The organism is Sphingorhabdus sp. Alg231-15, assembly GCF_900149705.1.
Taxonomy (GTDB): Bacteria; Pseudomonadota; Alphaproteobacteria; order Sphingomonadales; family Sphingomonadaceae; genus Parasphingorhabdus.
Genome location: NZ_LT703001.1, coordinates 1,438,678 through 1,462,280, shown reverse-complemented (window position 1 = coordinate 1,462,280; position 23,603 = coordinate 1,438,678). Strand labels below are relative to the sequence as shown.

At 54.3% G+C, this 23,603-nt stretch carries 23 protein-coding genes; 10 read left to right on the top strand and 13 right to left on the bottom strand.

What is annotated here, in order from left to right; genetic code table 11:
- The first annotated feature begins 377 nt into the window (after nucleotides 1-377).
- The 5 genes from DG177_RS07200 (at nucleotide 378) to DG177_RS07180 (ending at nucleotide 4,379) form a co-directional block, all read left to right on the top strand.
- On the top strand, nucleotides 378-719 hold the full coding sequence (locus DG177_RS07200; RefSeq protein WP_108810868.1) for a hypothetical protein: 342 nt from the start codon (nucleotides 378-380) through the stop codon (nucleotides 717-719).
- A 4-nt stretch (nucleotides 720-723) separates the two neighbouring features.
- Nucleotides 724-1,377 carry an ATP-binding cassette domain-containing protein gene (locus DG177_RS07195; RefSeq protein ID WP_108810867.1) on the top strand — a complete coding sequence of 218 codons (654 nt, stop codon included), beginning with the start codon at nucleotides 724-726 and terminating at the stop codon, nucleotides 1,375-1,377.
- A gap of 3 nt (nucleotides 1,378-1,380) precedes the next feature.
- Entirely contained in the window at nucleotides 1,381-2,646 is a 1,266-nt protein-coding gene (locus DG177_RS07190; RefSeq protein WP_108810866.1) for an ABC transporter permease, read from the top strand.
- Nucleotides 2,647-2,654: 8 nt separating this feature from the next.
- Complete coding sequence (locus tag DG177_RS07185) at nucleotides 2,655-3,158, top strand: DUF3299 domain-containing protein (protein ID WP_337658600.1); 504 nt, start codon at nucleotides 2,655-2,657, stop codon at nucleotides 3,156-3,158.
- Between the two features lie 348 nt (nucleotides 3,159-3,506).
- A complete protein-coding gene (locus DG177_RS07180) occupies nucleotides 3,507-4,379 on the top strand; it encodes an S-methyl-5'-thioadenosine phosphorylase (protein ID WP_108810865.1) in 873 nt (290 codons plus the stop codon).
- Here the strand turns inward: DG177_RS07180 and DG177_RS07175 are convergent.
- The 6 genes from DG177_RS07175 to DG177_RS07150 form a co-directional block, all read right to left on the bottom strand.
- Entirely contained in the window at nucleotides 4,376-5,335 is a 960-nt protein-coding gene (locus tag DG177_RS07175; RefSeq protein ID WP_337658599.1) for a radical SAM protein, read from the bottom strand. The genes DG177_RS07180 and DG177_RS07175 overlap by 4 nt on opposite strands.
- 92 nt (nucleotides 5,336-5,427) lie before the next feature.
- The gene (locus DG177_RS07170; protein WP_108810863.1) at nucleotides 5,428-6,156 is read right to left on the bottom strand and encodes a glycosyltransferase; all 729 of its coding nucleotides are present in this window, start codon (nucleotides 6,154-6,156) and stop codon (nucleotides 5,428-5,430) included.
- Entirely contained in the window at nucleotides 6,153-6,737 is a 585-nt protein-coding gene (locus DG177_RS07165; RefSeq protein WP_108810862.1) for a TIGR04282 family arsenosugar biosynthesis glycosyltransferase, read from the bottom strand. The genes DG177_RS07170 and DG177_RS07165 overlap by 4 nt, the downstream gene beginning before the upstream one ends.
- Nucleotides 6,738-6,883: 146 nt before the next feature.
- Complete coding sequence (locus tag DG177_RS07160; protein WP_108810861.1) at nucleotides 6,884-8,158, bottom strand: MFS transporter; 1,275 nt, start codon at nucleotides 8,156-8,158, stop codon at nucleotides 6,884-6,886.
- Nucleotides 8,159-9,064 carry an alpha/beta fold hydrolase gene (locus DG177_RS07155; RefSeq protein ID WP_337658598.1) on the bottom strand — a complete coding sequence of 302 codons (906 nt, stop codon included), beginning with the start codon at nucleotides 9,062-9,064 and terminating at the stop codon, nucleotides 8,159-8,161. It abuts the gene before it with no gap.
- 11 nt (nucleotides 9,065-9,075) lie between these two features.
- The gene (locus DG177_RS07150) at nucleotides 9,076-11,415 is read right to left on the bottom strand and encodes a TonB-dependent receptor domain-containing protein (protein ID WP_108810860.1); all 2,340 of its coding nucleotides are present in this window, start codon (nucleotides 11,413-11,415) and stop codon (nucleotides 9,076-9,078) included.
- A gap of 126 nt (nucleotides 11,416-11,541) precedes the next feature.
- Between DG177_RS07150 and DG177_RS07145 the strand changes: the two genes are divergently transcribed.
- Nucleotides 11,542-12,168: a TetR family transcriptional regulator gene (locus DG177_RS07145; RefSeq protein WP_108810859.1), complete on the top strand. Its 627-nt coding sequence runs from the start codon at nucleotides 11,542-11,544 to the stop codon at nucleotides 12,166-12,168.
- A 38-nt stretch (nucleotides 12,169-12,206) separates the two neighbouring features.
- On the opposite strand, the gene DG177_RS07140 is transcribed toward DG177_RS07145, so the two are convergent.
- Nucleotides 12,207-13,598: an alpha/beta fold hydrolase gene (locus DG177_RS07140; protein WP_337658597.1), complete on the bottom strand. Its 1,392-nt coding sequence runs from the start codon at nucleotides 13,596-13,598 to the stop codon at nucleotides 12,207-12,209.
- Nucleotides 13,599-13,814: 216 nt separating this feature from the next.
- Here DG177_RS07140 and DG177_RS07135 point away from each other — a divergent pair, with 216 nt between their 5' ends.
- Entirely contained in the window at nucleotides 13,815-14,189 is a 375-nt protein-coding gene (locus DG177_RS07135; protein ID WP_108810858.1) for a UrcA family protein, read from the top strand.
- A gap of 160 nt (nucleotides 14,190-14,349) precedes the next feature.
- Entirely contained in the window at nucleotides 14,350-14,607 is a 258-nt protein-coding gene (locus DG177_RS07130; RefSeq protein ID WP_108810857.1) for a LuxR C-terminal-related transcriptional regulator, read from the top strand.
- 31 nt (nucleotides 14,608-14,638) lie between these two features.
- On the opposite strand, the gene DG177_RS07125 is transcribed toward DG177_RS07130, so the two are convergent.
- The 4 genes from DG177_RS07125 to DG177_RS07110 all read right to left on the bottom strand — a co-directional run bounded on the left by DG177_RS07125 (nucleotide 14,639) and on the right by DG177_RS07110 (nucleotide 19,282).
- Nucleotides 14,639-15,505: a DUF1295 domain-containing protein gene (locus DG177_RS07125; protein WP_337658596.1), complete on the bottom strand. Its 867-nt coding sequence runs from the start codon at nucleotides 15,503-15,505 to the stop codon at nucleotides 14,639-14,641.
- A gap of 2 nt (nucleotides 15,506-15,507) precedes the next feature.
- Nucleotides 15,508-16,737 (bottom strand): acetyl-CoA acetyltransferase, encoded by a 1,230-nt coding sequence (locus DG177_RS07120; protein ID WP_108810856.1) that lies wholly within the window; start codon nucleotides 16,735-16,737, stop codon nucleotides 15,508-15,510.
- 11 nt (nucleotides 16,738-16,748) lie between these two features.
- Nucleotides 16,749-18,245: a carotenoid oxygenase family protein gene (locus DG177_RS07115; protein ID WP_337658595.1), complete on the bottom strand. Its 1,497-nt coding sequence runs from the start codon at nucleotides 18,243-18,245 to the stop codon at nucleotides 16,749-16,751.
- 83 nt (nucleotides 18,246-18,328) lie between these two features.
- Nucleotides 18,329-19,282 (bottom strand): winged helix-turn-helix transcriptional regulator, encoded by a 954-nt coding sequence (locus tag DG177_RS07110; protein WP_108810855.1) that lies wholly within the window; start codon nucleotides 19,280-19,282, stop codon nucleotides 18,329-18,331.
- A 107-nt stretch (nucleotides 19,283-19,389) separates the two neighbouring features.
- On the opposite strand from DG177_RS07110, the gene DG177_RS07105 reads away from it, so the two are divergent.
- Nucleotides 19,390-20,571, top strand: a complete 1,182-nt coding sequence (locus DG177_RS07105; protein ID WP_108810854.1) for an FAD-dependent monooxygenase — start codon at nucleotides 19,390-19,392, stop codon at nucleotides 20,569-20,571.
- Between the two features lie 81 nt (nucleotides 20,572-20,652).
- Nucleotides 20,653-21,063 carry a hypothetical protein gene (locus tag DG177_RS07100; RefSeq protein ID WP_337658594.1) on the top strand — a complete coding sequence of 137 codons (411 nt, stop codon included), beginning with the start codon at nucleotides 20,653-20,655 and terminating at the stop codon, nucleotides 21,061-21,063.
- Nucleotides 21,064-21,117: 54 nt separating this feature from the next.
- Here the strand turns inward: DG177_RS07100 and DG177_RS07095 are convergent, their stop codons facing one another.
- The gene (locus tag DG177_RS07095; RefSeq protein ID WP_337658593.1) at nucleotides 21,118-22,542 is read right to left on the bottom strand and encodes a TolC family protein; all 1,425 of its coding nucleotides are present in this window, start codon (nucleotides 22,540-22,542) and stop codon (nucleotides 21,118-21,120) included.
- Nucleotides 22,539-23,567, bottom strand: a complete 1,029-nt coding sequence (locus DG177_RS07090; protein WP_337658592.1) for an efflux RND transporter periplasmic adaptor subunit — start codon at nucleotides 23,565-23,567, stop codon at nucleotides 22,539-22,541. The genes DG177_RS07095 and DG177_RS07090 overlap by 4 nt, the downstream gene beginning before the upstream one ends.
- Nucleotides 23,568-23,603: the final 36 nt, after the last annotated feature.

Genomic DNA, 23,603 nt, shown 5'->3' with positions numbered 1-23,603 from the left:
ATATCAGATAGCCAATATGACACCCCCGATTGCAACGACACAGGTGTACCGAGCTCTTGAACGCCTTGTCGCTAGCGGCAAGGCAAGACGGATCACGGCGCGAAATGCATTCGTTGCAATATCTCCCAAAACCGATTTGATAGTCATTTGCCGCGAATGTGGTGAGTTTGAGTTGCTTGAATGTCCTGATGCAATTGCAGGACTGGGACGGCATTGCGATAAGCGCAGGTTCCAGATTAGCCAGATTTTTCTTGAAATGACCGGAACCTGCCGGAATTGCCGCCAGTGATAAAGATACTGGATTGGAAATATCGGATCGGCACTATCCAATCAGATTACACTTGGACAATCGTATGAGATGATGTATCATCACATTCATGATCGAACTCAAAAACATCCGTGCAATCGCGATTCTGTCTCTGGCCACAGTGAGCTTTGGCACACCGGTACATGCTTGCAGTTTTCATGGCGAATTTGGCATGCAGCGGTTCAATCCGTTTCAAGCAGTACCCTCTGACAATAGCAGTTCTTGGGGTGCCAGCCTCAACCAACGCAGAAAAATGTCGCCAATGCCGAAAACACCGGCCGCAAATGAACCGCGTGCAGATGAAGAGCCTGCTGAAGAAACGTGGATCGACAGGCAGAAAGCGGATGAACCGCAAAATCTGACATCGGGAAAAACCAGCGATCCGGCTGCTGACAGGGCGATGTTTCACTAAAACCATGTTACTTGAAATCGAGAATCTTCATTATCATGTTAATGAAAAGCCCCTGTTTTCCGGCTTTAACTTCTCCATAGAAGAACAGAATCATCATCTGCTTGTAGGTCCCTCAGGGTCCGGCAAGACAACACTCATCAATCTCATCTGCGGGCTGTTGTCACCGGAAAAAGGTGCGATCAGAGTGGCAGGTCATGATATTGCAGCCATCTCCGAAAGCGGTCGCGATAAAATCCGGCGCGAACATATCGGAATTGTCTTTCAGACGTTACGGTTGGTTTCTGCACTGGATTTGTCAGCCAATCTTTTACTGGCCCAGCGCCTGTCGCGTGGCACCACAGATGCACCCTTGATCGCTGCTCTGCTGGAGAGGTTAGGTCTCACGCACCGCGCCAAAGCGAAACCCCATCAGATGAGTCAAGGCGAAGCGCAGCGGGCAGCAATTGCCAGAGCGTTGGTTGCCCGTCCCCGATTGCTCATTGCCGATGAGCCCACCTCTGCATTGGATGAAACCAATGCCCGGCAGGTTGCAGATCTCTTGCTGGAATGTGCTGCGGACTATGGTGTCACACTGCTGATCGCCACCCACGATGACCGGCTGACTCCACTATTCCCCAATCGGATTGCACTAACCGAACATCTGTTGAGAGCGGCCTGAACCATGTTTGGACTTGCTCTTGCCTATTTGCGCGACCGCAGCCTAACCACTGCACTCAACATCCTGTTACTCGGCATTTCTGTGGCCATGCTGGTCCTTCTGGTGCAATTCGGCAACCAGCTCTCCAACCGTCTGGATCGTGATGCACAAGGTGTTGACCTGGTCGTGGGCGCGAAGGGTTCGCCGCTACAACTCATTCTTTCAAGCATTTTTCACATTGACCAGCCGACCGGCAACATCCCGCTCGACAGCCTTGACATGCTGCGCAGTGACCCAGCGGTGAAAGCGGCAATTCCTCTGGCACTGGGAGATAATTTTGATGGCTATCGGATCATCGGAACCGATGCATCCTATGCGACTTTCTATGGTAGCGAGATCGCACAAGGCAAAATGTTCGAAAAGCCAATGGATGCGGTTTTAGGTGCGGCGGTAGCGAAAACAACCGGTGCGCAGCTTGGACAGCAGTTTATCGGTAGCCATGGCCTTGAAACGGCAGAACAGGACGGGCAAGGGCATGACCACGCGCCCTTCAAAACAGTTGGTATATTGGCCCCGACGGGCACCGTCGTCGACCGCCTTATCCTGACTTCGGTGGAGAGTGTCTGGGACGTTCACGGCATAGAACATGATCATGACAATCAGGAAAAAACCGGACATGACCACGACCACGGCCATGATCATGATACGGATGATCAGGCGCTGTCCGCGCGTGGGGAACTACAACCCGAACTGACCGCCATATTGGTGAGCTATCGTAACGCGGCTGGGGCTATCCGCATTCCCGCCATGATCAACCGCCAGACCGAAATGCAGGCTGCAACGCCAGCGGTGGAAACGGCACGCTTGCTCGACCTATTTGGTGCAGGGATAGAGGGTGCTCGGATCTTCGCTTGGATACTCGCAGCCACAGGCGGCCTTGCGATTTTCATTGCGCTGTTGAACATGGCCCGCGCACGTGAGGGCGACCTTGCGCTCTTGCGGGTGATGGGAGCCAGCAAGTCCCAGGTTTTCGGAACAATATTGCTAGAAGGACTGATAACGGCAGCTGCCGGAGCAACCCTGGGAATTGCCACCGCGCATGTGGCGCTTTTTTTCGCCAGCCGCAGTTTCCAGACGCTCAGTGATCTTGGACTAAGCGCAGCACAGTTTCTCCCGGCTGAACTTGGTATCATCGCTGCCGTATTGCTCATCGGCGTCATTGCCGCACTTATTCCCGCAGCCCGTATTTTCCGCATTAATCTGGCGAATAGCCTCGCCCGAACATCATGAGGTCAACCATGAAAATCCTGCACGCCATAATAATTGCATCAGCACTTTCCCTAACCGCTGCGTCAGCGCCAGCACCAGCGGCCATGCAAGATGGCGGTAAGGCACCGATAAAAGACATCTGGAAACCTGCAGCGACCCCGAAAGGCGGAGTATCATGGGCCGTTCTGGAAGGGACAAAAGAAAAAACGCGAAAAGGCAAGGACGGCTATATCTATTCAAAACCGCTATTTACACCAGCCGTAAAATCACTCGCCGGAAAACGCATCAAGGTAGCAGGATGGATGACGCCATTGGAAAAAGGTGCAAAACAGAAGAGGTTCGTATTGCTGGCTTATCCGCCTGGATGTCCTTTCCATTTTCACGCGATGCCGACCCAGTTTATCGAAGTACTGGCGGACATTCCTTTTCCCACGAACGAGAGAAAGGTGCATATTGTCAGCGGCGTGCTTGAGCTCACGGGCCAAGACGAAAGCGGAATTTTCTACCGTTTGAAAGCCGCCAGTCCGTCATAGGGCCGAACCATCATTGATGATGCCGTACTGGTATTTATACCATCTTTGGCTCAGAAAGCATCCGGTGGGGAGTCCCATACCAGAAGGTTTGCGGACCATCATCTGCAAGGGCGGACAACTCCATGTTGCAAGTGTTGATACAGAGCGATGAAAGTTGCCCTGATAACCCAGGAGCTCAACATAGTCGGTTATTCGAAACCCATTTGATACTCGATTTGGATCCAGTTGGGAGGGCCGCCACAACGCTAATTTCGACCGCTTCTTGGCGAGCGCAATGTTTACACTTGCAGCAAAGATAGCTGCCGGTCATATCCATAGCGGTTTGTTTGAACTGACGGAGCCCCGAATATGAGCGACTGGACATTAGGTATCATCGGGGGGTCTGGGCTGTATCAACTGGACGCTTTAGAGGATGCGCATTGGGTGTCGGTTGATACGCCATGGGGTGCGCCATCTGATGATCTGTTGATCGGGCATATTCAGGGGATCAAATGCGTGTTCTTGCCGCGCCACGGGCGTGGCCATTTCATTGGACCGAGCCAGCTGAATTTCCGGGCCAATATTGATGCGTTGAAGCGTCAGGGCGTGACGGATATTGTCTCTATCTCGGCTGTCGGCTCACTGACTGAAAAAATGGCGCCGGGACATTTTGTTGCGGTGGACCAGTTTATTGACCGCACCTTCGCGCGCGAAAAGAGCTATTTCGGTGATGGCGTGGTGGCTCATGTATCGATGGCGGAGCCCGTCTGTCCGCGGCTTCGTGACAAGGCTGCGATGGCAGCGAGAAATGCTGGTGCCACGGTGCATGATAGTGGGACCTATCTTGCCATGGAGGGGCCGCAATTTTCCAGTAAGGCGGAAAGCAACATGTATCGTGGCTGGGGCGCAGATGTGATCGGAATGACGGCGATGCCAGAGGCGAAACTGGCGCGAGAAGCAGAGCTGCCTTATGCGCTGATCGGAATGGTCACCGACTATGACTGCTGGCGCGACAATGAAACACCTGTGGAGGTTGAAGCGATTATCGCCCAACTCGGCGCCAATGCGGCAACCGCCCGTGCGCTTGTGGAATATCTGGTAAAGGCACTACCGGAGAAGCGTGAGGCAAGTCCCATTGACACTGTCCTCGACACCGCTTTGATAACAGATCCATCTGCATATAAACCCGCGCTGATCGCGAAACTCGATGCGGTTGCCGGCCGGGTCTTGGGTGCTGATTAGGCTGAACAGCTCGCGCCCCCAAGAACGCAAAAGCGGGCGCAATGCGGATGATTTAGCGCCACCGCACGGCTCGCCTCTTCCAGTGTTGCGCCCATATCGAACGCTTTGTCATAGGGCAGCAAGGTGCATGCCGCGACACGAGGCGCAGCTTCGCCTTTTCGTTTTACGACCATACGGCTGGATGCGCACATGATGTTGGCTGGATCAACATCCAGGATGCTCCAGCATGCGTCTGTAATCTCGGCAATGTCAGCTTGGGCATCCATTTCGGGGAACAGCATCAGTTGCGCGGGATCGTCCACGGCAATCGCCCAGCCGTTTGCGGTAAATAACGCACGATATCCTGCACGGGCCTGCACTTCGCTTTCGCCTGATAACTGCCGTCCTGCAACCGCTATCTTGAAGCCGTTCGTGCTGAGCCAATCAATGCCATCCAGCGCCTTGTCCCAGCTATCGGGGCCGCGCTCTGCCTCGTGCGTCGACTGAGTAAAATGATCCAGACTGACACGGAAGGTCAACCGCTCGCGACCGTCCAATGCCAGTAACTCCGATTCAAACCTTCGCATCGGTCGCATGGCATTGGTCAGTATAAGCACCGAGAATCCACGCGACAGACATTCCTGCAATATCGCCATCATATCCTTGTTCATGAATGGCTCGCCACCGGTAAAGGCAATCTCACGTGTGGGCAGATCATTTGCTGCAATCTCGTCGAGAAACGCTTCCACCTCTGCCAATGTGATATACACTAATGCATCATTGGTCGGTGAGCTTTCGATATAGCAATTTTTGCAGGCCAGATTGCACAAGGTTCCGGTGTTGATCCACAAGGTATCAAGGCCGTTCATCGTTACGCTGGCCCGTTTTTCCCCGTTTGCGGTATGCTTGGGGTCCACAAATTTGCGGGAGTCAAGCGGTTGGGCATTAGCGACTGAGAAGGGTGAAATGTCTGTCATAAGTCCTATTCGTAGATATTGGACCATGGTTACACTGCGTACTCCCTTATGGTAACCCCTTGTTACAATGCGAGGAAAGAAGACGAGCGCATCTAGCGAATATCCGGATAGTGATCAGCAAGACGTTCACGCGCGCCCATTGCCCACATCATTCCGACCTTAAGATAGATCCAGTTGGCGCGCCATCGGCCCCATGCTGTAATGCGCCTGTCTGATGTCCAGACCCAGCGCGGTATGATGCGGACTTTGCCAAATCGGGCAAGTTTGATGCAAAGATCGGCTTCTTCCATCACCACGAGGCGCTCATCGCAACCGTCTATGGCGAGAAACTGGTCGCGTCTGAAAAACATGGCATGGTCACCGAATAGCAGCCGAACTCCGCCGAAGAACAGAAGCGGGCGGGCGAATAATGGGATGTACCAGGTTTTGATCCAGTTGTGCAGCGTTGAACCCCAGCGTGTTCCGGCAGGACCAGCAATACGGGGTGTGAAACCGGCCAGGCTTGTTCTGCCATCGGCCATAACCTCACGTATCACGGCAACGGCGTCTGCGGGCAATATGCTGTCCGCATGGAGGATACAGACAAGCTCGCTAGTGGCTTTACGCACGCCGAAATTGATCTGCGCGCCTCGCCCTTTTTTTGGTGCTATCATGACATTGAAGCCCGCAGCGTTTGCCATTTCAACTGAATTGTCGTCGCTGCCACCGTCTATAATCAGCGTCTCATTCGGCTGCGGATCGAGCGATCTGATACCTTCCAGTGTGTCGGGCAAGGCCAATTGCTCGTTGAGCATCGGGACAAGGATGGTAACGCTTTTCATTCGGTCAGCCATGGCCAGCGATCAAGATCGTCCGGGCGATCGCAATCATGCAATTTTTCCAACAGTTCAAACCCGATCTTATGGTGCTGCAAGCGTGCGAGCGTGTCCGGCAGAACATGCTCCGTGCTCCAGCGCATATCCCGGAATAATAATGGATAGGGTTTCGCGCACCCGATCAGATAATAGCCGCCGTCGTCTGCCGGTCCGATTACGACATCGGTTTTTTGCAGCAGATCAATCGCGGTACTGACGTGCTGGGCGGAAAGTTCCGGTGTATCTGAGCCTAAAAAAATGACCGGGGCCGGATCGATGGATGCGAGCAAACGGTCGGTGAGATCACCCTCAACCTGCGGCACATAGGTAAGGTCACTGCCTAACCAGCGTCCAAATGCGTCTTGCTCGCCACCGCTAAAGCGCACTTCAACAGGCTGGTCTACCTGTCTGAGAATTTTCACCGTCCTCTCGGTCAATCGCCGATGCACATTGGCCGCGCCTTCAGCTCCGAGAGCTGGAATTAATCGTGTCTTTGCTGACCCTGCTGTTGGAAAGCGAGTGAAGAGGGCCAGTCGTATTGAATTCATAAGCAGGGCCGGTTCAATACATGCATTTCTTGATCCTTATGATGACAACAGCCTGCTATAAATGTCATTATTCTCAAGAATATCTACAATGAAATGTGTCGTCCCTCGCGAAATCTGGGAATGCAATCCTCAAACAGCTGGATTGATCAGCTATCTTCAACCCATTCCCGTTGTAGCGGCCGCGCGGCGAGAGCCATGAACCCTGCCGCAAAAAGATAGAATATCAGCGAGATCAGCATCGAATAGCGCAAGCCATCTTCGCCATAGATCGGCGTTAGGCTATCAGAGAGCGCGCCGAGGAAAAATATTCCGCCGCCGATGCCGATCAGATTATTGATCAGAAGAAATAGTGCCGAGGCCGTGGCCCGGGTTTCTGCGGTGACGAGATGTTGTACGGCAGACAGAACCGGGCCGAGCCAAATATAAGCAAGCCCTTGCGGAATCAGAAACAGGACAAAGGCGAGGGTGGCGGAGCTGCTGAGGATGCCAGCTGCAAACAGGGGCACAGCAAGCAAAAAAGCAGCGGCTGGCACCAATCCATAGGCGCCCTTATTCTTGCTGCCCAGCCAGTCTCCCAATATGCCGCCGCCAATAACGCCAGCAACGCCGCCAATCAGCAAAACGGATCCGAAAAACAGAGATGTGTCGATAAGGTCGAGGCCAAAGCTGCGCTGCAACAGGCTGGGCAGCCAGAAAGCGATGCCATAGCCAAGCATCGAACTGGAAGCTGCACCAAATGCCAGAAACCAGAAGGCGCGCTTCTTGGCTAGAATCTTGAGGATATCAATAAAGCGCGGTTGCGGCGCTTTGGTTTCCATCATCGCTTGTGGTTTCACCGGATCACGGACAAGAAATTTGAACAACGGCGCAATTAATACACCTGACAGACCAACGACAAGGAAGGCGAGGCGCCAGTCCACAGTCGCGGCTATGTAACCGCCCGCCATTACCCCGGTAGCCGAGCCAATCGGGATGCCGAGCGAATAGATCGATAAGGCTCTCGCCCGTCTTTCGCTGGGGAAATAGTCTGCGATCAACGCATAGGACGGCGCAACGCCGCCGGCCTCACCAACGCCGACGCCGAGACGCGCGAGAAAAATCGACCAGAATCCCTGCGCAAACCCGCAAAGGGCCGTGAATCCGCTCCACACGGCCAGGGAAAGGGTAATGACCCAGCTGCGGTTAGTCTTGTCCGCGATCCAGCCGAGTGGCACGGCTAATGTGGAATAGAGTAGCGCAAAGGCGATGCCACCCAACAGGCCCATTTGTGTGTCGCTGAGTCCGAGGTCGGCCTGAATCGGGCCGGCAAGTATTGCCAATATTTGCCGATCAACAAAGTTGAAAATGTAGACGACCAGCAACATGCCGAGTGCGACATTGGGGGATGTTGCGCGTGCGGCGCTATTGGCGTTGCTCGCCATCTACCGGTCGACGCTCTTTAAGAAACTGGCAATTGCGGAAAGGGCCGCCGGTTCGTCCAGAAGCGGTGCATGGCCGCGGTCTGGAATCTCGACGGCGCTGATTGGCCCTGAATGGCGGTTTTGCATCTCCATCACCGTGCCCGGGGAGATTATGTCTGTCAATGCGCCGTGGATGATGAGCGTGGGCAGGGTGCTTAACTGATCCCAAATCGGCCAGAGATCAGGCGGCACAGCTGTTTGTTGGCTACCAGAAAGACCTACGGAAATAGCCGGATCATAAGCGAACTTTATCCGGCCGTTTGGTAGGAGCTGACAAGTCCGTCGGGCAAAACCGAGCCAGTCCTCGTTGTCAAAGCCGATCATCACTTCGCCATGCACATTGCGGCAATGATCTGCGGCCTGCTGCCAGTTTTCGAAGGGAGGCAGCGCACCGACATAACTCTGGATACGATCCAGACCAGCCTGCTCCACAACCGGGCCGATGTCGTTCAGAATAAGGCTGTCAAAGCGTTCTGATTCCATTCCAGCCATTATCATGGCCATCAGACCGCCCATCGATGTGCCGATCAGGCCGACTTGATCGAGATGCAAGCTATCTATCAGTGCTAACATGTCGACAACATATGTGGCCGGTTCGTAACGCAACGGATCCGGGTCATAATCTGATCGCCCGCGCCCGCGCTGGTCCGGTATGATCAGCCGGTAGTGCCCGGCCAGATGCGTTGCGAGACCTTCGAAATCGGCACTGTTACGGGTCAACCCATGCATCAGCAAAAGCGGCGGTCCGTCGCTCTCGTATATACGCGCGTAAAGCGTTAGTCGGTCATCACCGCTACGATAAAAATGATCCCGATAGGCAGGCGGACCACCCTCTTTGTCATCCGCCTGCGGTAGATTGTCAGCCACGCTCCGCGGGCCTAGAATCTGATTTCACCGGTTACAAATACCCGTCTTGGGTCGCCGAAGAAAGAGGTCAGGGTTCCTTCCAGTCCAAGAGTTGAAACAAATGGTGCACCATTCTGGCCTCCTGCAACAAAATTATAGCCAGCCACCTTGTAGCGTTTGTCGAACAGGTTTTTGCCATGCACACCAATTGAGAACAGGTCGCTGTCATCTGTATAGACCAGGCTGGCATCGACCAGAGAAAAGCCGTCCTGATCGAGGAAGGGATTGGGTGACTCAAACTGGCTGGCATCGCTGCGGAACGATATCGAGCTGATCAGATCCAGCATCCCGCTTGCCACCGGTACGCCCAGATTGAACGACATGCTGCCGGTCCAGTCAGGCGTGTTCTGGAACACCCGTTCGTCGGCAACGTCATTGCCAAGATTGTCGATAAACGTGTTAAAATCGGCATCGAGATAGCCAAGCGACCAACTGACATTGAAACGACTGCCTGGGCCAGCGAAGTCCCTACCGACCAGAGCGCGGCCTTCAAATTCAAAGCCGTTGACGTCAGCACTGGCGGCGTTGGAGGTAATTCCAGCAAAGCTGTCATTGGTGCCGTCCCCATCCGTATCGAAGCCGACAGAGCCGGGTATCTGGACATCAGAATAATCACCCTTGAACAGCGCGAAGCTTACATTCAGGCGATTGTCGAGCAGCGACGCCTTCCAGCCCAGCTCATAACTATCGACCGTTTCCGGATCAAATTGCAGGAAATTGAAAACCTCGTCCGCCGAAACTGTGCCATCCTGATCAAAATCCGGTGTCGCGCTCGTCTGACCGCGCGGATCAAATCCTCCGCCTTTGAAGCCTCGTGAATAAGTGAAGTATATATTGTGGTTTTCATTCGGTTTCCAACTGATCGACGCCCGCGGTGTGAATTCCTTGAATGTGTCGCTGTCCTCGAAATCAGAAGTTACCAATATTGGTACGCCGGCACCACCAAACTGATCGGAAAACCCGTTAATGAACGTGGTTCGCAAGATCCGTGCACTACGTTTATCACTTGTGTAGCGACCACCCACTGAAAGGCTGAGCTGGTCTGAAATGTCATAAGTGAAATCACCGAATATCGACCATGTTTCGGTATCGACATCGCCTAGTGTCTGCGCATTAAGGCCGGGCAAGCCGACAAATGGCAAGGCACCAGTCGTCGCTAGTAATACGTCAAATACGTTGAACGCATTGGCATCCAGATAATAGGCACCCAAAACACCGTTCAGACTGTCACTTTCATACAAAAGCTGGAATTCCTGACTGAACTGATCATTTTCGTAGATGACCGGAACGTCGAGATCTTCAGACGGCAGGCTATCAAAGTCGATATTGGATGAAGACTTGTCCTCGCGGTAAGCGGTGATGCTTTTTAGCGTAATATTGTCCGATACCGGTGCTTCGACGAGCAACGATCCGCCATAGGCCTCGACCAGCTGCTCGGGTACAGTCAAACCGGCTCGCGTATCAAAGACATCATCGAGAACCGGTGCATCGGTCAGCAAGCTGGGGATTAACCGGTGCCCCTGACGCGGATCGCTTTCGTCGCGGATATAGTCGCCGGACAAACGGACGAAAAATCCGTTGTCATCATATTCAATACTTCCGCGCGCCGCCCAGACGTCCTTGTTGTAATTTTCAACACCCGGCTGCACCAGATTGTCGCCAAAGCCGCCGCGGCTGAGCCGTGCGCCGCTCGCACCGATACGCAGGTTATCGGTGATCGGGGTAGAGGCCGTCACGATAAGGTCGGCCTGATCATAGGAACCGTAGGTCCCTTTTACCTTGATCGAAGTGTCGTCGGACAGGCGCCGTGAGACATATTTAATCGCGCCGCCAATGGTGTTCCGGCCATATAATGTACCCTGCGGCCCACGTAGCACTTCGATCCGTTCGACATCATAAATGTCCAGCACGGCGGCTTGCGGTCGGTTGAGGTACACATCATCGACATAGAGACCGACGCCCGCTTCAAACCCGGCAACCGGGTCTTGCTGACCCACGCCGCGGATGAAGGCGGTAAGTGTGGTGTTGGTGCCGCGTGACACTTCCAGAGTCAGGTTAGGCACCTGCTGTCCAATTTCAGTGATTTCCTGCACGCCCGAAGCGGCGAGATCGTCGCCGCTTATGGCAGTGATGGAAAGGGGGACATCGACGAGACGTTCTTCGCGGCGGCGGGCAGTGACAACTATAGTGCCATCGTCCGTGCCCTCGCTGGCCGCATCTGGCTGCTGCGCATGAACGGCTGTCGGAAAGAACAAAGCCGTCGCCAGACCTGATACCAAAGCTGCATAGCTAACGCTGTGTTGAAATCTCATGAGAACCCTTCTCCTGTTATTTTAAGTCTGGCGATTCCAGATCGTTGATTCTCCATTATTGAAACATGAACCATATTTCAACTTCGAAATTTGCCAATCAAGGAAAATGCCGTTAGCCGTGACTTCATGGCCACAGAATATTCCGATCATGTTGAGTCCAAAGACAAGCAGCCGCGCACCGCTCGCGGTCTCAAAACAAAGCGCAAACTGCTGGATGCCGCCGCAATAGAATTTGGTGAGAAAGGCTTTCACGAAGCGTCGATCACTGGAATAACCCAAAGGGCAGGGACCGCTCTGGGAAGTTTCTACACCTATTTTGACTCGAAGGACGAATTGTTCAGCGCACTCGTGAAGGACATGAGTACGCGCGTCAAAAGCCATGCCGCCAGTGCCATGACCGAGTGGCAGGGCGCGTTGGAGCGCGAAAAACTGGCGCTACAGGCTTTCATGACCTTTGCCCGCGACCATAAGGAAATCTATCGCATCATTGATGAGGCCGAATTTGTTGATCCGGATAGCTATCGGTCACATTATGAAGCGACGGCGGCACGGATATTTGAACGGTTGCAAGAGGGTAGCGACGCGGGCGATTTGCGCGATGATCTGGAGGAAGCCCATGCCTGGGCCATAATGGGCATGAATGTTTTCCTGGGCCTGCGCTACGGTATCTGGACCGAAGAGAAATCCGCTTCCGAAGTGGCTGAGATCGCAAACGAAATTTTGACCACTGGTATCGCATCACCCAAGGACTAGGCAGAATGGTGGCTTTTCTGTTTTGCTGCTAGCCGCCTTCATTTTTGACCAGAATTGTGATCCGAAAGAAATTGTCGGACATGGGCTACAAACAGCTCGGAGCTATGTTCCCTTCCGAGGAGAAGATGATTGTCGGTCGGTAATGTCACAAATTCAGCACCGCTAATCCGGCTCGCAATTTCAGCGCCTTCAGAGACCGGCACGCGTTGATCGCCTCTGGCATGCATCACTAGTGTGGGGCATTTAACCGAAGCGAGACGGTGGCGCACATCGATGTCCGCAAATGTTTCCAGAAACCGAGCCGCATTGGCGGGTGATACTGTTTTCCTTTGAAATTCATCAAATGCAACGCGTTCCGCTTCTGTTGCACCGGGGATGAGAGCCCGCGAAAACAGGTTGCGATAGCTAGAATCGTCTCGGCCCCAGCCATTTGCAACCAGCGTGATCAATGCCTCTCTTTCCGCTTTTGAGCCATCATCACCACTGACGCGCCAGCCGGCGGCATAGCCGCCCCATAAGATCAGGTGGCTTACACGGTCGGGGTTTTGCGCGGCATATTCAATCGCAACCGCTGCACCTTGGGATATCCCAAGCAACGGAAATTTTCCGACACCGCTTTCTGAGACCACGCCTTCCAGATCGGTTACAAAAGCTCCAAACCCAAGGTCCGGCACCTCCCAATCAGACATGCCATTGCCGCGCTCGTCATAGCGAATGAGGCAATGATCTCGCGCCAGTTCCTGAAACAGGGGTGACCAGACCTCACTGTCCCAATCCAGTTCGAGATGGTTCAACCAATTGGCGGCCTTCACCAAAGGTGGCCCTGATCCAATGCGTGCCCACGCGATGCGTGTACCGTCCGCCGCATCGGCAAAGCCGATTTTTTGACGCGCCAGATGTAACTGGCCCGGTTCATCGATCGGCGATCCTGCTCTCGCACCCAGATCGGGGAGAAGACGAGTACGCAAGGCTTCCGCATCTTCACGCATTGCCGCGAGCCAGGCTTGATAGTCAGGATGATCCGGTAAATCGAGCCCGGCCAGCAAGGGCTGGTCAAGCACCGCGCGCACGTCGGCAAATTCCTGACCGGCCAACGCCTCATCACGCTGCGCGCGTTCCGCTAAGTTTGTATAGTCGACGGTCGCTGCAACAGGGTCAAACTGAACCCACTCCCGATCGGCCACGATCCGCTCGGCCTCTGGTTCATTGAGCAATCGACGCAGTTTCCAGATAGCAGATCGCAGTGCGCCACGGGGATCATCGGGGCCATCCCAGAACAGATCACATAGTCTTTCGCGATGTTGGGGTTTTCCCGTCAGCACGAGCAGGGCCAGCATCGCCCTGGCCTTGCGCGATGCGGGAAGTTTAACGGCGTCTCCCGCGTGGCGCACAGACAGGCCTCCAAGCACGCCTATTTCCAAGTTTCTCATAGCTATTCTACTCACACGCCCCGCGAGTCATTTTCTATTCACTGGTAGTTGATGGCCGTGGCCACCCCTGTGACCGACCAACAATTTAATGCCGCCGAAGGAAAAAACAACGGAAATGACATGCCGATGAACATGCTGCGTGACACGCAAGCACATCAGAGAGGTGCCGCTTCTCGAAAGCCGTATCAACCCCCTAATGAATAGAAAGAATCTATAATGACACCTCCAAACAGCATGGTAAAGCGACGACGAAGGTCAGATATGACCATCGGTTTTACCTTCCTCGGAACCATGATTTTAGGCGCTGTTGCTTTGGCTATCATGCCATCAACTGCATCCGCAAAAGACGCGATCTATAATAGCGAGTTTGTCCGCCATCATGATCTTGATCTGTCCCGCCAGAAAGATGTTGCCAAGCTGCACCACAGAGTCAGCCGGGCAGCGAAAAACGTCTGTGCAGTGCCCGGAATCGCCGCCGATATTTTACGGCGCGATATCAACGATTGTGTTGATGAAACCAGAGCAAAGACCTTGCAGAATCTTGAGCAAAGACTTCTGACATCGGCTGTGGATGCACGGCGAAATAACTGAATTTAATCTTTCACGACCCTGACGACCCGATGCGGGATGAAACAGCTCTGCTGCTTTTTCCTGCCAACTGGGGCTGCACCCAGGTGTGGCCCCCTTTTTTCAAACCTAACCCCCTTCTGTCGCTAGACCGCGCAGAATTTTCGAAAAGGCAATCCTCATCATGCACCACGCACTGAATCTAAGAAACGACCCGGTACTTACGCGCCGGGAAGCGGAAATCCTCAAATATGTGGCGCTCGGACTATCCGCCAAGGAAGTCGCCCGTCAGGTGGAAATATCACCGCGAACGGTCGACCGGCATATTGAGAATATCAGATTGAAGCTGCGCGCGAAAAACCGGACCCACATGGTTGCTTGTGCGGTCAGGGCCGGTTTTCTGGAGCTCATGGGCGGGGAAGTGCGCGCGATGCAGTTTTAACTCGCATCCGATCACTGCCATCCCTTAAATGTCAGCCTTTTGGCGGTCGCGGGATTACCAGAGGCACCGACGAGACATAGTCCTGATATCCTTTTTCATCGCCCCATTTTTTCTTGGCGTGCGCTTCCAGTTTCGGCACGCCGCTGATCCGGATGATCAGGAATGCAACAAATATCGGGGAGATAATTGTCACCCACTGCCAGCCGCTGAGCACCGGCAGGGATGCGACGGTCACACCGGTCCACAATAATATCTCGCCGAAATAGTTCGGATGGCGCGACCATGCCCATAGGCCGGTGGAAATATACCGTCCCTTATTCTCCGGTACCTTTCGAAACTCGCGCTTCTGTCGGTCAGACACAACCTCGATTGCAAAGCCGGCTATCCATAATCCGATACCGACAAAAGCAAATATATCGAGGGGCAGACGGGTGCTGTTGGTAATGATAACCAGCGCACTCGCCGCCGTCAGCAGCACCCATATCGCTTGCATGCTCCAGGTCAGAAAGAAGCGCGCGGGGGATTTTTTTATTTCATCAAACCGCTGATCACCGCCATCGTCGCGAATACGCAGGAACAGGAATGAACCCAGTCGCAGGGCCCAGACAATCACCATCAAGGCAATGATCATTGAACGGGCATCAAGAGGCGCGGAAAGCACGCCAGCGATGATCATCAGGGACAAATAGGTGAAAGAACCGGTCAGGTCGTAATATTTTTCTGTCTTTGCTGCGTTGGCAGGAATGAATGCCAGCCAGTTGATCCCAAACGCCAATAGTCCGCAAATCAGAAACACGGGGATTGAACCGGCCGTTGCTCCGCCCTGACTGCCAGCCAGCGAGACCAGCCCACCGATAAGGATGGTAACAACTAGGGCGATAAACAATTTCAGGCTCAAGGCTATGCTCCCACGACGAATGCGCAATTGGTTGTGCCAGAGCCTCCCACGTTGAAGGTTCCGACCATATTGGCCCCTTCTACTTGGTAATCGCCTGCATTTCCAGTCACTTGCTTCGTCGCGTCGAGAATCATGCGGACGCCGGTCGCACCCACAGGATGCCCCATGCCGATCAGACCGCCTGACGGATTAACCGGAAGGCTGCCGTCAAATGCGATAACCCCTTGCTCGATCGCCTTCCATGCCTCGCCCGGTGCGGTGATGCCGAAATGCTCGATCGCCATATATTCGGTGACCGAGAAACAGTCGTGGGTCTCGATCGCATCAAGCTGTCCGGGACCGGCAATTCCGGCGCGGCGATAGGCGTCGGTGATTGCCTTACGTGTCCATGGCAGGACATAGTCATCATTGGCGCTATCAACCAATTTCGTCTGCATGAGCATGGGCGCGGTTGTGTGGCCCCATCCCTTGATCTGGGCAAGACTTTCAAGCGGTACGCCATGGGTGTCGGCATATTGCTTTGCACGCGCCTCAGACGCCAGAAAGACGACCGCTGCCCCATCGGAAACTTGGCCGCAATCCTGTCGCCGCATCCATCCTTCGATCACCGGGTTATAGTCATCGTCGGCGGTAAAACTCTTGTCCTCGAACTGCCAGTTGCGGCTTTGGGCATTGGGATTGCGCCGGGCATTGTCGAAATTGGTTTTGGATATCTCCATCAGATGCTCGTGGCGCAGCCCATAGCGGCGATCATATTCTTCGGCGAGATCGGAGAACATGGCAGGCCAGATAAATTTGGCATCCTGTCCTTCTTCGCCGACAAATATAGCCGCGCCGAGATTATCGGCGGCCTGACCCCCGGGGACATTACGCATCAACTCGACTCCGGCGACGCAGGCGAGATCATAGCGACCGCTCTCGATATCGGTCATCGCGCCCAATATCGCCAGTGATCCAGAGGCGCATGCACCTTCGTGGCGTGAGGCCGGCATGCCGGAAAAATCTTTGTGCACATGGCCGAAAAAGCCGCCGAGCATGCCTTGGCCGGTAAACAGTTCCGCGACAAAATTGCCGACATGACCGACTTCGATATCTTTCGGATCCAATCCGGTTTTTTCCAGCGCGGTAAGGACCGTGGTGGCAAAGAGATCAAAGAGAGATTTGTCCTCGCGCGTCCAGTTTTGGGCAAAATCTGTCTGATGACCACCCAATATATAGATATTCTGTGACACGCCTGTCTCCTCTATTTCAGTTCATCAGCATCCGCCCAAACCGCATGGGTGCCGCTGCAAATACGATGGGGCAAGATGATCTGACAAACCGGGCCCGCCTCAATATTCTTGGCATCCAATATCACACATTCTGAACGATCGAGATTCATATCGGTGATGAAGCTGATCAGATAGCCATCATCCTCTGATGTCGCATTTTTGCGCGCAATGAAAGGGGCCTCTGAACCATAGCGGCCTGGGCCGAAGGCATAATGTTGGGTTGCGCCGGTTTCCAGATCATGTTTGATCATGCCGGTGAACAGGAAATAACCATCCTCGCCGGTCACGCTGTAGACATAGCGATGTTTTTTACCGGCATAGGCGGGATTGATGGTCCCGAATTCCACAATCTCGTCATCATATAACCGCTCTTCTTCGGTCTTTCCCGTGCTGAGATTGAACCGCCAGCGGTGCAAATGGGTTTTTAGCGAATGCAGATCGAGATTGGCGCCCATGGCTTGATATTCACCAGGCATCGACTGTAGCGGATCGGGTCGGGGATCTTCCTGAAAATAGCCGTCCATGATCAGTTCGTCACCATCTTCATATGCATTCATGAAATGCAGGACATATGTAGAGTCGGCTTCAAACCATTGGATATCCTCTGGCTTTCCGAAACGCGGAACCACAGCGAAACGGGATTTCATGGTCTTGTCGAAGACCGGGATATAAAATCCGTTATCCAGCATTGCTTGCGGCCAGAACATTGGAAAATCATTGAGGATCGAATAGTTTTTCGAAAAGCACATATCATGCGGCAAGCGCGGTGCAGGCAAATCGACCGGAATATAGTGTTTCAATTTATTGTCAGCGCCAACCACACCATAATGCATATAGGGAGCGTGGGTAGAATAGTTGAAAAACAGCAACTCGCCGGTCGCGGGATCAAGCTTCGGATGCGCTGAGATACCGTCAATCGGTGCCCAGCCCTCAACGCCCAAGGTGTCAAGCGAACAGGGATCGAGCCGATAGCCTTCACCGCATTGCCAGAAGGTTGAGAGGATATTGCCGGCATGGACAACCACATCGGTTGACGAGCTGTCCTTGATATGGCCATGCGCCCCCCAGCCGCTGCGCTCCGATTTCTTCGGATTGCCCATACAGCCTATCCACAGGGACCGGCCTGCCTCTTCCTCCGCTTCGAAAGCGCGAGTGCGAACAAAGCGGTTTTTATAATCCGCCTTGCCACCCGACAGGCGCATCATATGCAGCATGCCGTCGCCGTCAAAGGGGTGATAGCGGCCGATTGCATCATGCACAGGATTTTCGGTATTGCGAATATAGACCCCATCAATATCGGCGGGGATTTCACCGATCACCGTCAGGTCGTCGGCATCATATTCATCGAAATTGGGGGTCCAGGCCCCATTGAGATAGGGGTGGTCATTGGGGGAAAGGGTTGCTTTCACGCGGTTTACGAGTTGAGGCAAGGCCAGTGACTCCGTATTTGGTATGGTTATAGAAGTCACTAAGCTATCCGGTATTGCGTTTCCCGGGTCAAGCGGAAACGGACCCGATCACGGATCATCGTGCTAACCGCTTGTTTGTTAAATCAGTTATTCAGTCCGACGATGGCCACTGATTGCGGATATGCAATTTCCTCGCAGTGGCTACAGGCGATTTCCGGGACGAGCCGTGCGCCGCATGTCGTGTGCGTCAACAGGACCGGGGGACCTTCCGCTGCGCCATAATATTTGTCACCCCACAGCATCAACATCATGATCACGGAATAATAATCGAAGCCCTTTTTGGTGAGAGCATAGTCGTTGCGTACAGGGTTTTCCTGATAGGGGATGGCTTTCAAAACCTCTGATTCTACCAAAGCCTTTAACCGGTCTGACAAAATCGCGGGCGCGGCACCGCTATCGGCCGCGATGGCGTCAAAGCGATTCAAGCCAGTGAACACGGCTCGCATGATCAACGCAGACCAGCGGTCGCCCAATATTTCCACTGATCCGCGCAGCAGCGACGGCTGATCGGATTGGAAGCTGACCTGATTGCGCCGACGGCTATAGTCGGCCGGCATTACACCGATACCGGGTCCTTCGACGAAAGAGACTTCTCGCAAATCAAATGCTTGCTTGCACGAACCGCAGACCGGCACGGGATTGAGGATTGCACCACAGCTTTCATGACGCAATTCGAGATTGCGCCGGATGTCGGCCGTGCCCCATTTGCGTTCCCAGACATATAAGGTCAAAACGGTTGGAAAAAGATCTACCCCTTTTTCGGTCAGTCCATATTGGGGATGTTTTGACGATCCGGGTTCAGCCTTTTTGCGCAAAATGCCGTTGTCAATCAGACGGCTCAACCGATTGGAGAGCAGCGCTTTTTGAATGCCGGTGCGTTGTTTTAGCTGAGTGAACCGAGTTGATCCCATCCAGATCGATTCCAGAATAAGCAAAATGGGTGTGTCGCCCAATATCTCCAGTGCCCGCCAGATGGAGCAGGTTTTGATCATAGCGGGGTCGGGATCGGAGCTAAGGGAAGAAGACATGGATGCCATAAAGAAATTATCTAACAGATTGAGACATAGAATGGGTGCAAAATGTTATCAACTGCGGCTACAGCACTCAGAACGAGTAAACAGGTCAAGACAGCGGACCAGGCGATATGAAAGCGATAATTATAGGCGGCGGAATCGGGGGATTAAATGCCGCGCTATGTTTTCAAAAATTCGGTTGGGATGTCGAGATATATGAACAGGCCCCTGAACTCGGCGAAATTGGGGCGGGTATCCAGATCAGTCCGAACGGGATGAAAGTTTTTCGTGCGCTGGACATTGATAAACAGATTGAAGCCATTGCCTCTCGCCCACGCGCGACGCAATTCAGAATGGGTGAATCGGGCAGGCCGATATTCACTAACCCGATCACGCATTATGAAGACACATTCGGCGCGCCTTACCTACATGTGCACCGTGCGGATTTGATCAACCTTCTCAAGGCAGCGCTAGACGAACGAAAGAGTTCAACGGTGAGAATCGGAGCCACCGTTACAGGCTATGGGCAAGATGATCACAAGGCTTGGGCCGTACTTGCTGACGGTTCAAAAGCCATTGGCGACATCATCGTCGGTGCCGACGGCATCCACTCTGTCATCCGCACGCAGATGCTGGGCGCAGATGAAGCCCGGTTTACAGGGAATACCGCCTGGCGTGCGATCGTGCCGGTCGAGAGACTTGGTCGCAATGCGCCGCTACCTGTTTCCAGTGCTTGGTTTGGCGAAGGCAAGCATGCTGTCACCTATTTGTTGCGCGGCGGTGAACTTGCAAATTTTGTCGGTGTGGTCGAACGCGATGACTGGCAGAGTGAAAGCTGGACCGAAAAGGGAAGTCGCGCCGAAGCACTGGCCGATTTTGAAGGATGGCATCCGACGATCACCACATTGCTGGAGCAGGCTGATGCCCATTATCGCTGGGCGCTTTTTGATCGTGACCCACTGGAACAATGGATTGACGGTCGGGTTGCCCTGCTGGGGGATGCCTGTCATCCGATGCTGCCTTTCATGGCACAGGGGGCCGTACAGGCGATCGAGGATGGTTATGTCCTGGCGCAGCATTTGTCCGAAGAAAAAGACCATCGCGCTGCTCTAAGCGCTTATTTCAGGGCACGGCATGGCCGCACTGCAAAGGTCCAGGCTGCGGCTCGCGCCAATATGGGCCTGTTTCATCAGCGGACGTCGGCGGGGAAACTCAAAACCTACGGGCCAATGTGGCTGGCAAGTAGGATCAAGCCCGATATTGCGGACGAGAGACTCGCGTGGCTCTACGGGCATGATGTAACGGCTGCCTGATATATTCCGCATCGGTTCAGGCATCTGACAGCAAGATGCTGTCAGAACTATGATTGTAAACCGATCGGGAAAGGCAACGCGTTGTTTAAAAGCATATCTTCCCTCCAGCCAATTCTTTTCCTTGTGCTCATTGCTTTCCCCTTTGCCGCTGTGTCGGCCGCACCTGATCAACCGGATACACCGGAAAGATTTTCGGTATTGGTCACATTTGGTGAAGACGAGTGCCCTGAAGCGACAAGTGACGATGAAATTGTGGTTTGTGCCCAAAGACCGGAATCAGAGCGTTATCGCATTCCTGAGGAACTACGAGAAACGGAAGAAGAAGAGCGGGCTATTAGCCACAGCTGGACTTCGACGGTTGCACTGCACGAAGACGCGGCCCGTGCTGGCCGGCCAAATAGCTGCTCAGTTAATGGAACAAACGGTTTCACCGGTTGCCAATCCGCCTTGATGCGGCAGTGGTTTGATGAGCGTCGGGCAAGCGACGATTAATATGTTATCCGCGAAGCCGCTGAGATTCGGTAAAGCCAATGGGTTCGGAAACGCTTAACTGCCGCCCAGAGCCTGCCACAGGGCAACCCGCGCGCGCGAGGCGCGGCCATTGGCAATCGCAACCTGTGTACGGGTGGTGTTGAGCGTGCGGCGGGCGTTTAGAACGTCGCGAAAGTCACTCAGACCATTGCGATAGCGGATGCCAAGCAGATATTCGGCATCCTCTTCCAGTTTTTCCTGCGCGATCAGCGAAACAACTTCTGCGTCAACTGACGCGACCTGTCCATAAGCGGTTTCCGCTTCGCCCAACGCTGTGAAAACTGCACCACGATAGGATGCAAAAGCTTCTCGGGCATTGGCCTTGCTCTGATCGATCTGGGCGTCGACGCGACCAAAGTCGAGCAGGGGGCCAGCAATGCCAGCGCCAAGACTTCCCACCAACGAGTCATTGCTGAACAGATCGCCGAGTGCAAAGCTGAGCAATCCGATCGCACCGGATAAGGTGATTTTAGGGAAACGCTCTGCCGCGGCAGCAGCAATATCGGCATCTGCAGCCGCCAGCCTTGCTTCGGCGGCGGCAACATCAGGTCGGGCGCGGAGCATTGCCGATGGCGAACTCAGCGGCGGCCTGGGAACGCTGGTTTCAGATGGTATGCTTTTCAGGCTTTCCAATATGGTTGCCGTGTCCTTCCCGGTCAGTGTAACCAGCGCGCCGACAATGACCGCGCGCTCGCCGGGCAGGGCGGCCAGCCGGGACCGTGCATCGGCAATCAGGCTTTCTGCTTGTACGGCATCAAGGCCTGGCGCGATACCTGCTCGGGCGCGTAGTTCGGTCAAACGCATCAGGTTCTCGGCAGCGGCCAAATCCTCTTGCAAGACGATGGCTCGGTTTTGCAGTGTACGCCAATCGACAATGTTAGCGGCAATGCTCGACACCAATGCCAGTCGTACGGCGGCTGCATCGGCGGTGGCCGCGTTTATCCGGATTTTAGCTGCGCGCGCGCTGGCACGCAGACCGCCAAAAATATCGATGTCCCAATTGGCTGTAATATTAGCGCCATAGCTGGTCTGGTTGCGGTCAATGGAAATTCCCGGCGGCAGGTTGGTCCCGAAACTGCCGGGATTGCTGCGGGTTCGAGAAATGCTGCCGTCTGCCGCTACTGCTGGCAAGCGGTTGGCATTGGCCCCATCGGCAGCGGCCCTTGCCGCATCGATCCGTGCCAAAGCAGCGGCAAGTGTTGGCGCGTCCTCTTCGGCCGCAGTGCGCAATGCCGTGAATGCCGGGTCGTCGGTTGGCAGCAAATAGTCGAGCGTTTCGCGATCCTGTGCGATGACGTCGGATGCCAGCGCAAAGGCTTCCGGTGTTACCACAGTTGCCGGATCAAGCTCAGCGCTTGTTTTGCCGGTGCCCATAGTAGAGCAACCCGCCAGAGTGAGCGATGCCGCTAGAGTGATTGCGATCTTCACAGGCTCTTTCATTTTGTGTCGTCCGCTTTCTTGGCGCCATTGCGGGCGCCATTTTTCGCTTTGACGAAGGCGTCGACCTGCTGCCCGACAAAAAAGCCCTGGTCGATCGGGATTTGATAGATGAGCTGCAACACGCGAACATCAACCCGTTCGGTGGCGGAATTGGTCAGTGATGTTTTTGGCGTTACCAAAGGCTCTGCTCTCACAAATGTCGCCTTCACCCGCTGGTCGGCCTGACCACGCGGACTGACAATGGCTTCCGCACCCATCACGACCCGGCCTATCTCGTTCTCGTCAATATCAATCCGTATGTGCAAGGGGTTGGTATTGCCGATTTCCATATAAGGATCACCGCCGCCGCCTTGTGGTCCGCCGGGATTGGCATATTCACCAGGCCGGACGTTGACAGACAATATTTCCGCCGCAATCGGCGCCCGGACGGTGAGCCGCCCGAGGTCCGTTGTCGCTCGGGCCCGGGCCGCTTCCGCGCTACGGATATCGGCTTCGGCTTGTCGCAGTTGTGCCCGTGCCGTGCGGACGGCACCGCTGCGATCAATCACTTCCTGCTGCGACACGGCGCGAGGATCTTCGATATTGCTATAAAGCGATGATTGCTGACGCGCCGTGGCAAGCTGTGCCCGTGCGGTTTCCCGGGCAGCGCGGGCCTGTGCTATCGCGGCACTGGCCTCACTGATCTGCGAGCGGATTGCGCGATCATCGATAAGAAATAACGGATCGCCAGCTGCTACCTGATCTCCCGGCGTGACATAGACATTTGTCACTATGCCGGCGAGGCTGGTGCCGATCTCGATCACTTCGCTAGCGGGTTCGACAACACCGGAACCCGCTACGCTTGGTTGATTGCCGAAGGCAGCAGTGGCTTTTGGCGGACTGATCTCAGGCTGTTCTTCGCTACGGTCAGGCTGGCCACTCATCACGACAATGGCGGCAATGATAATGGCGATCACCGCCAATATCGGCAATATGGTACGGACAAAACTGACGCCGCGCAGCCGGTTCATAATAGTCTCTAACACAATATCATCCTTTTGCTTTTCTTGCCGTTGCCGCGA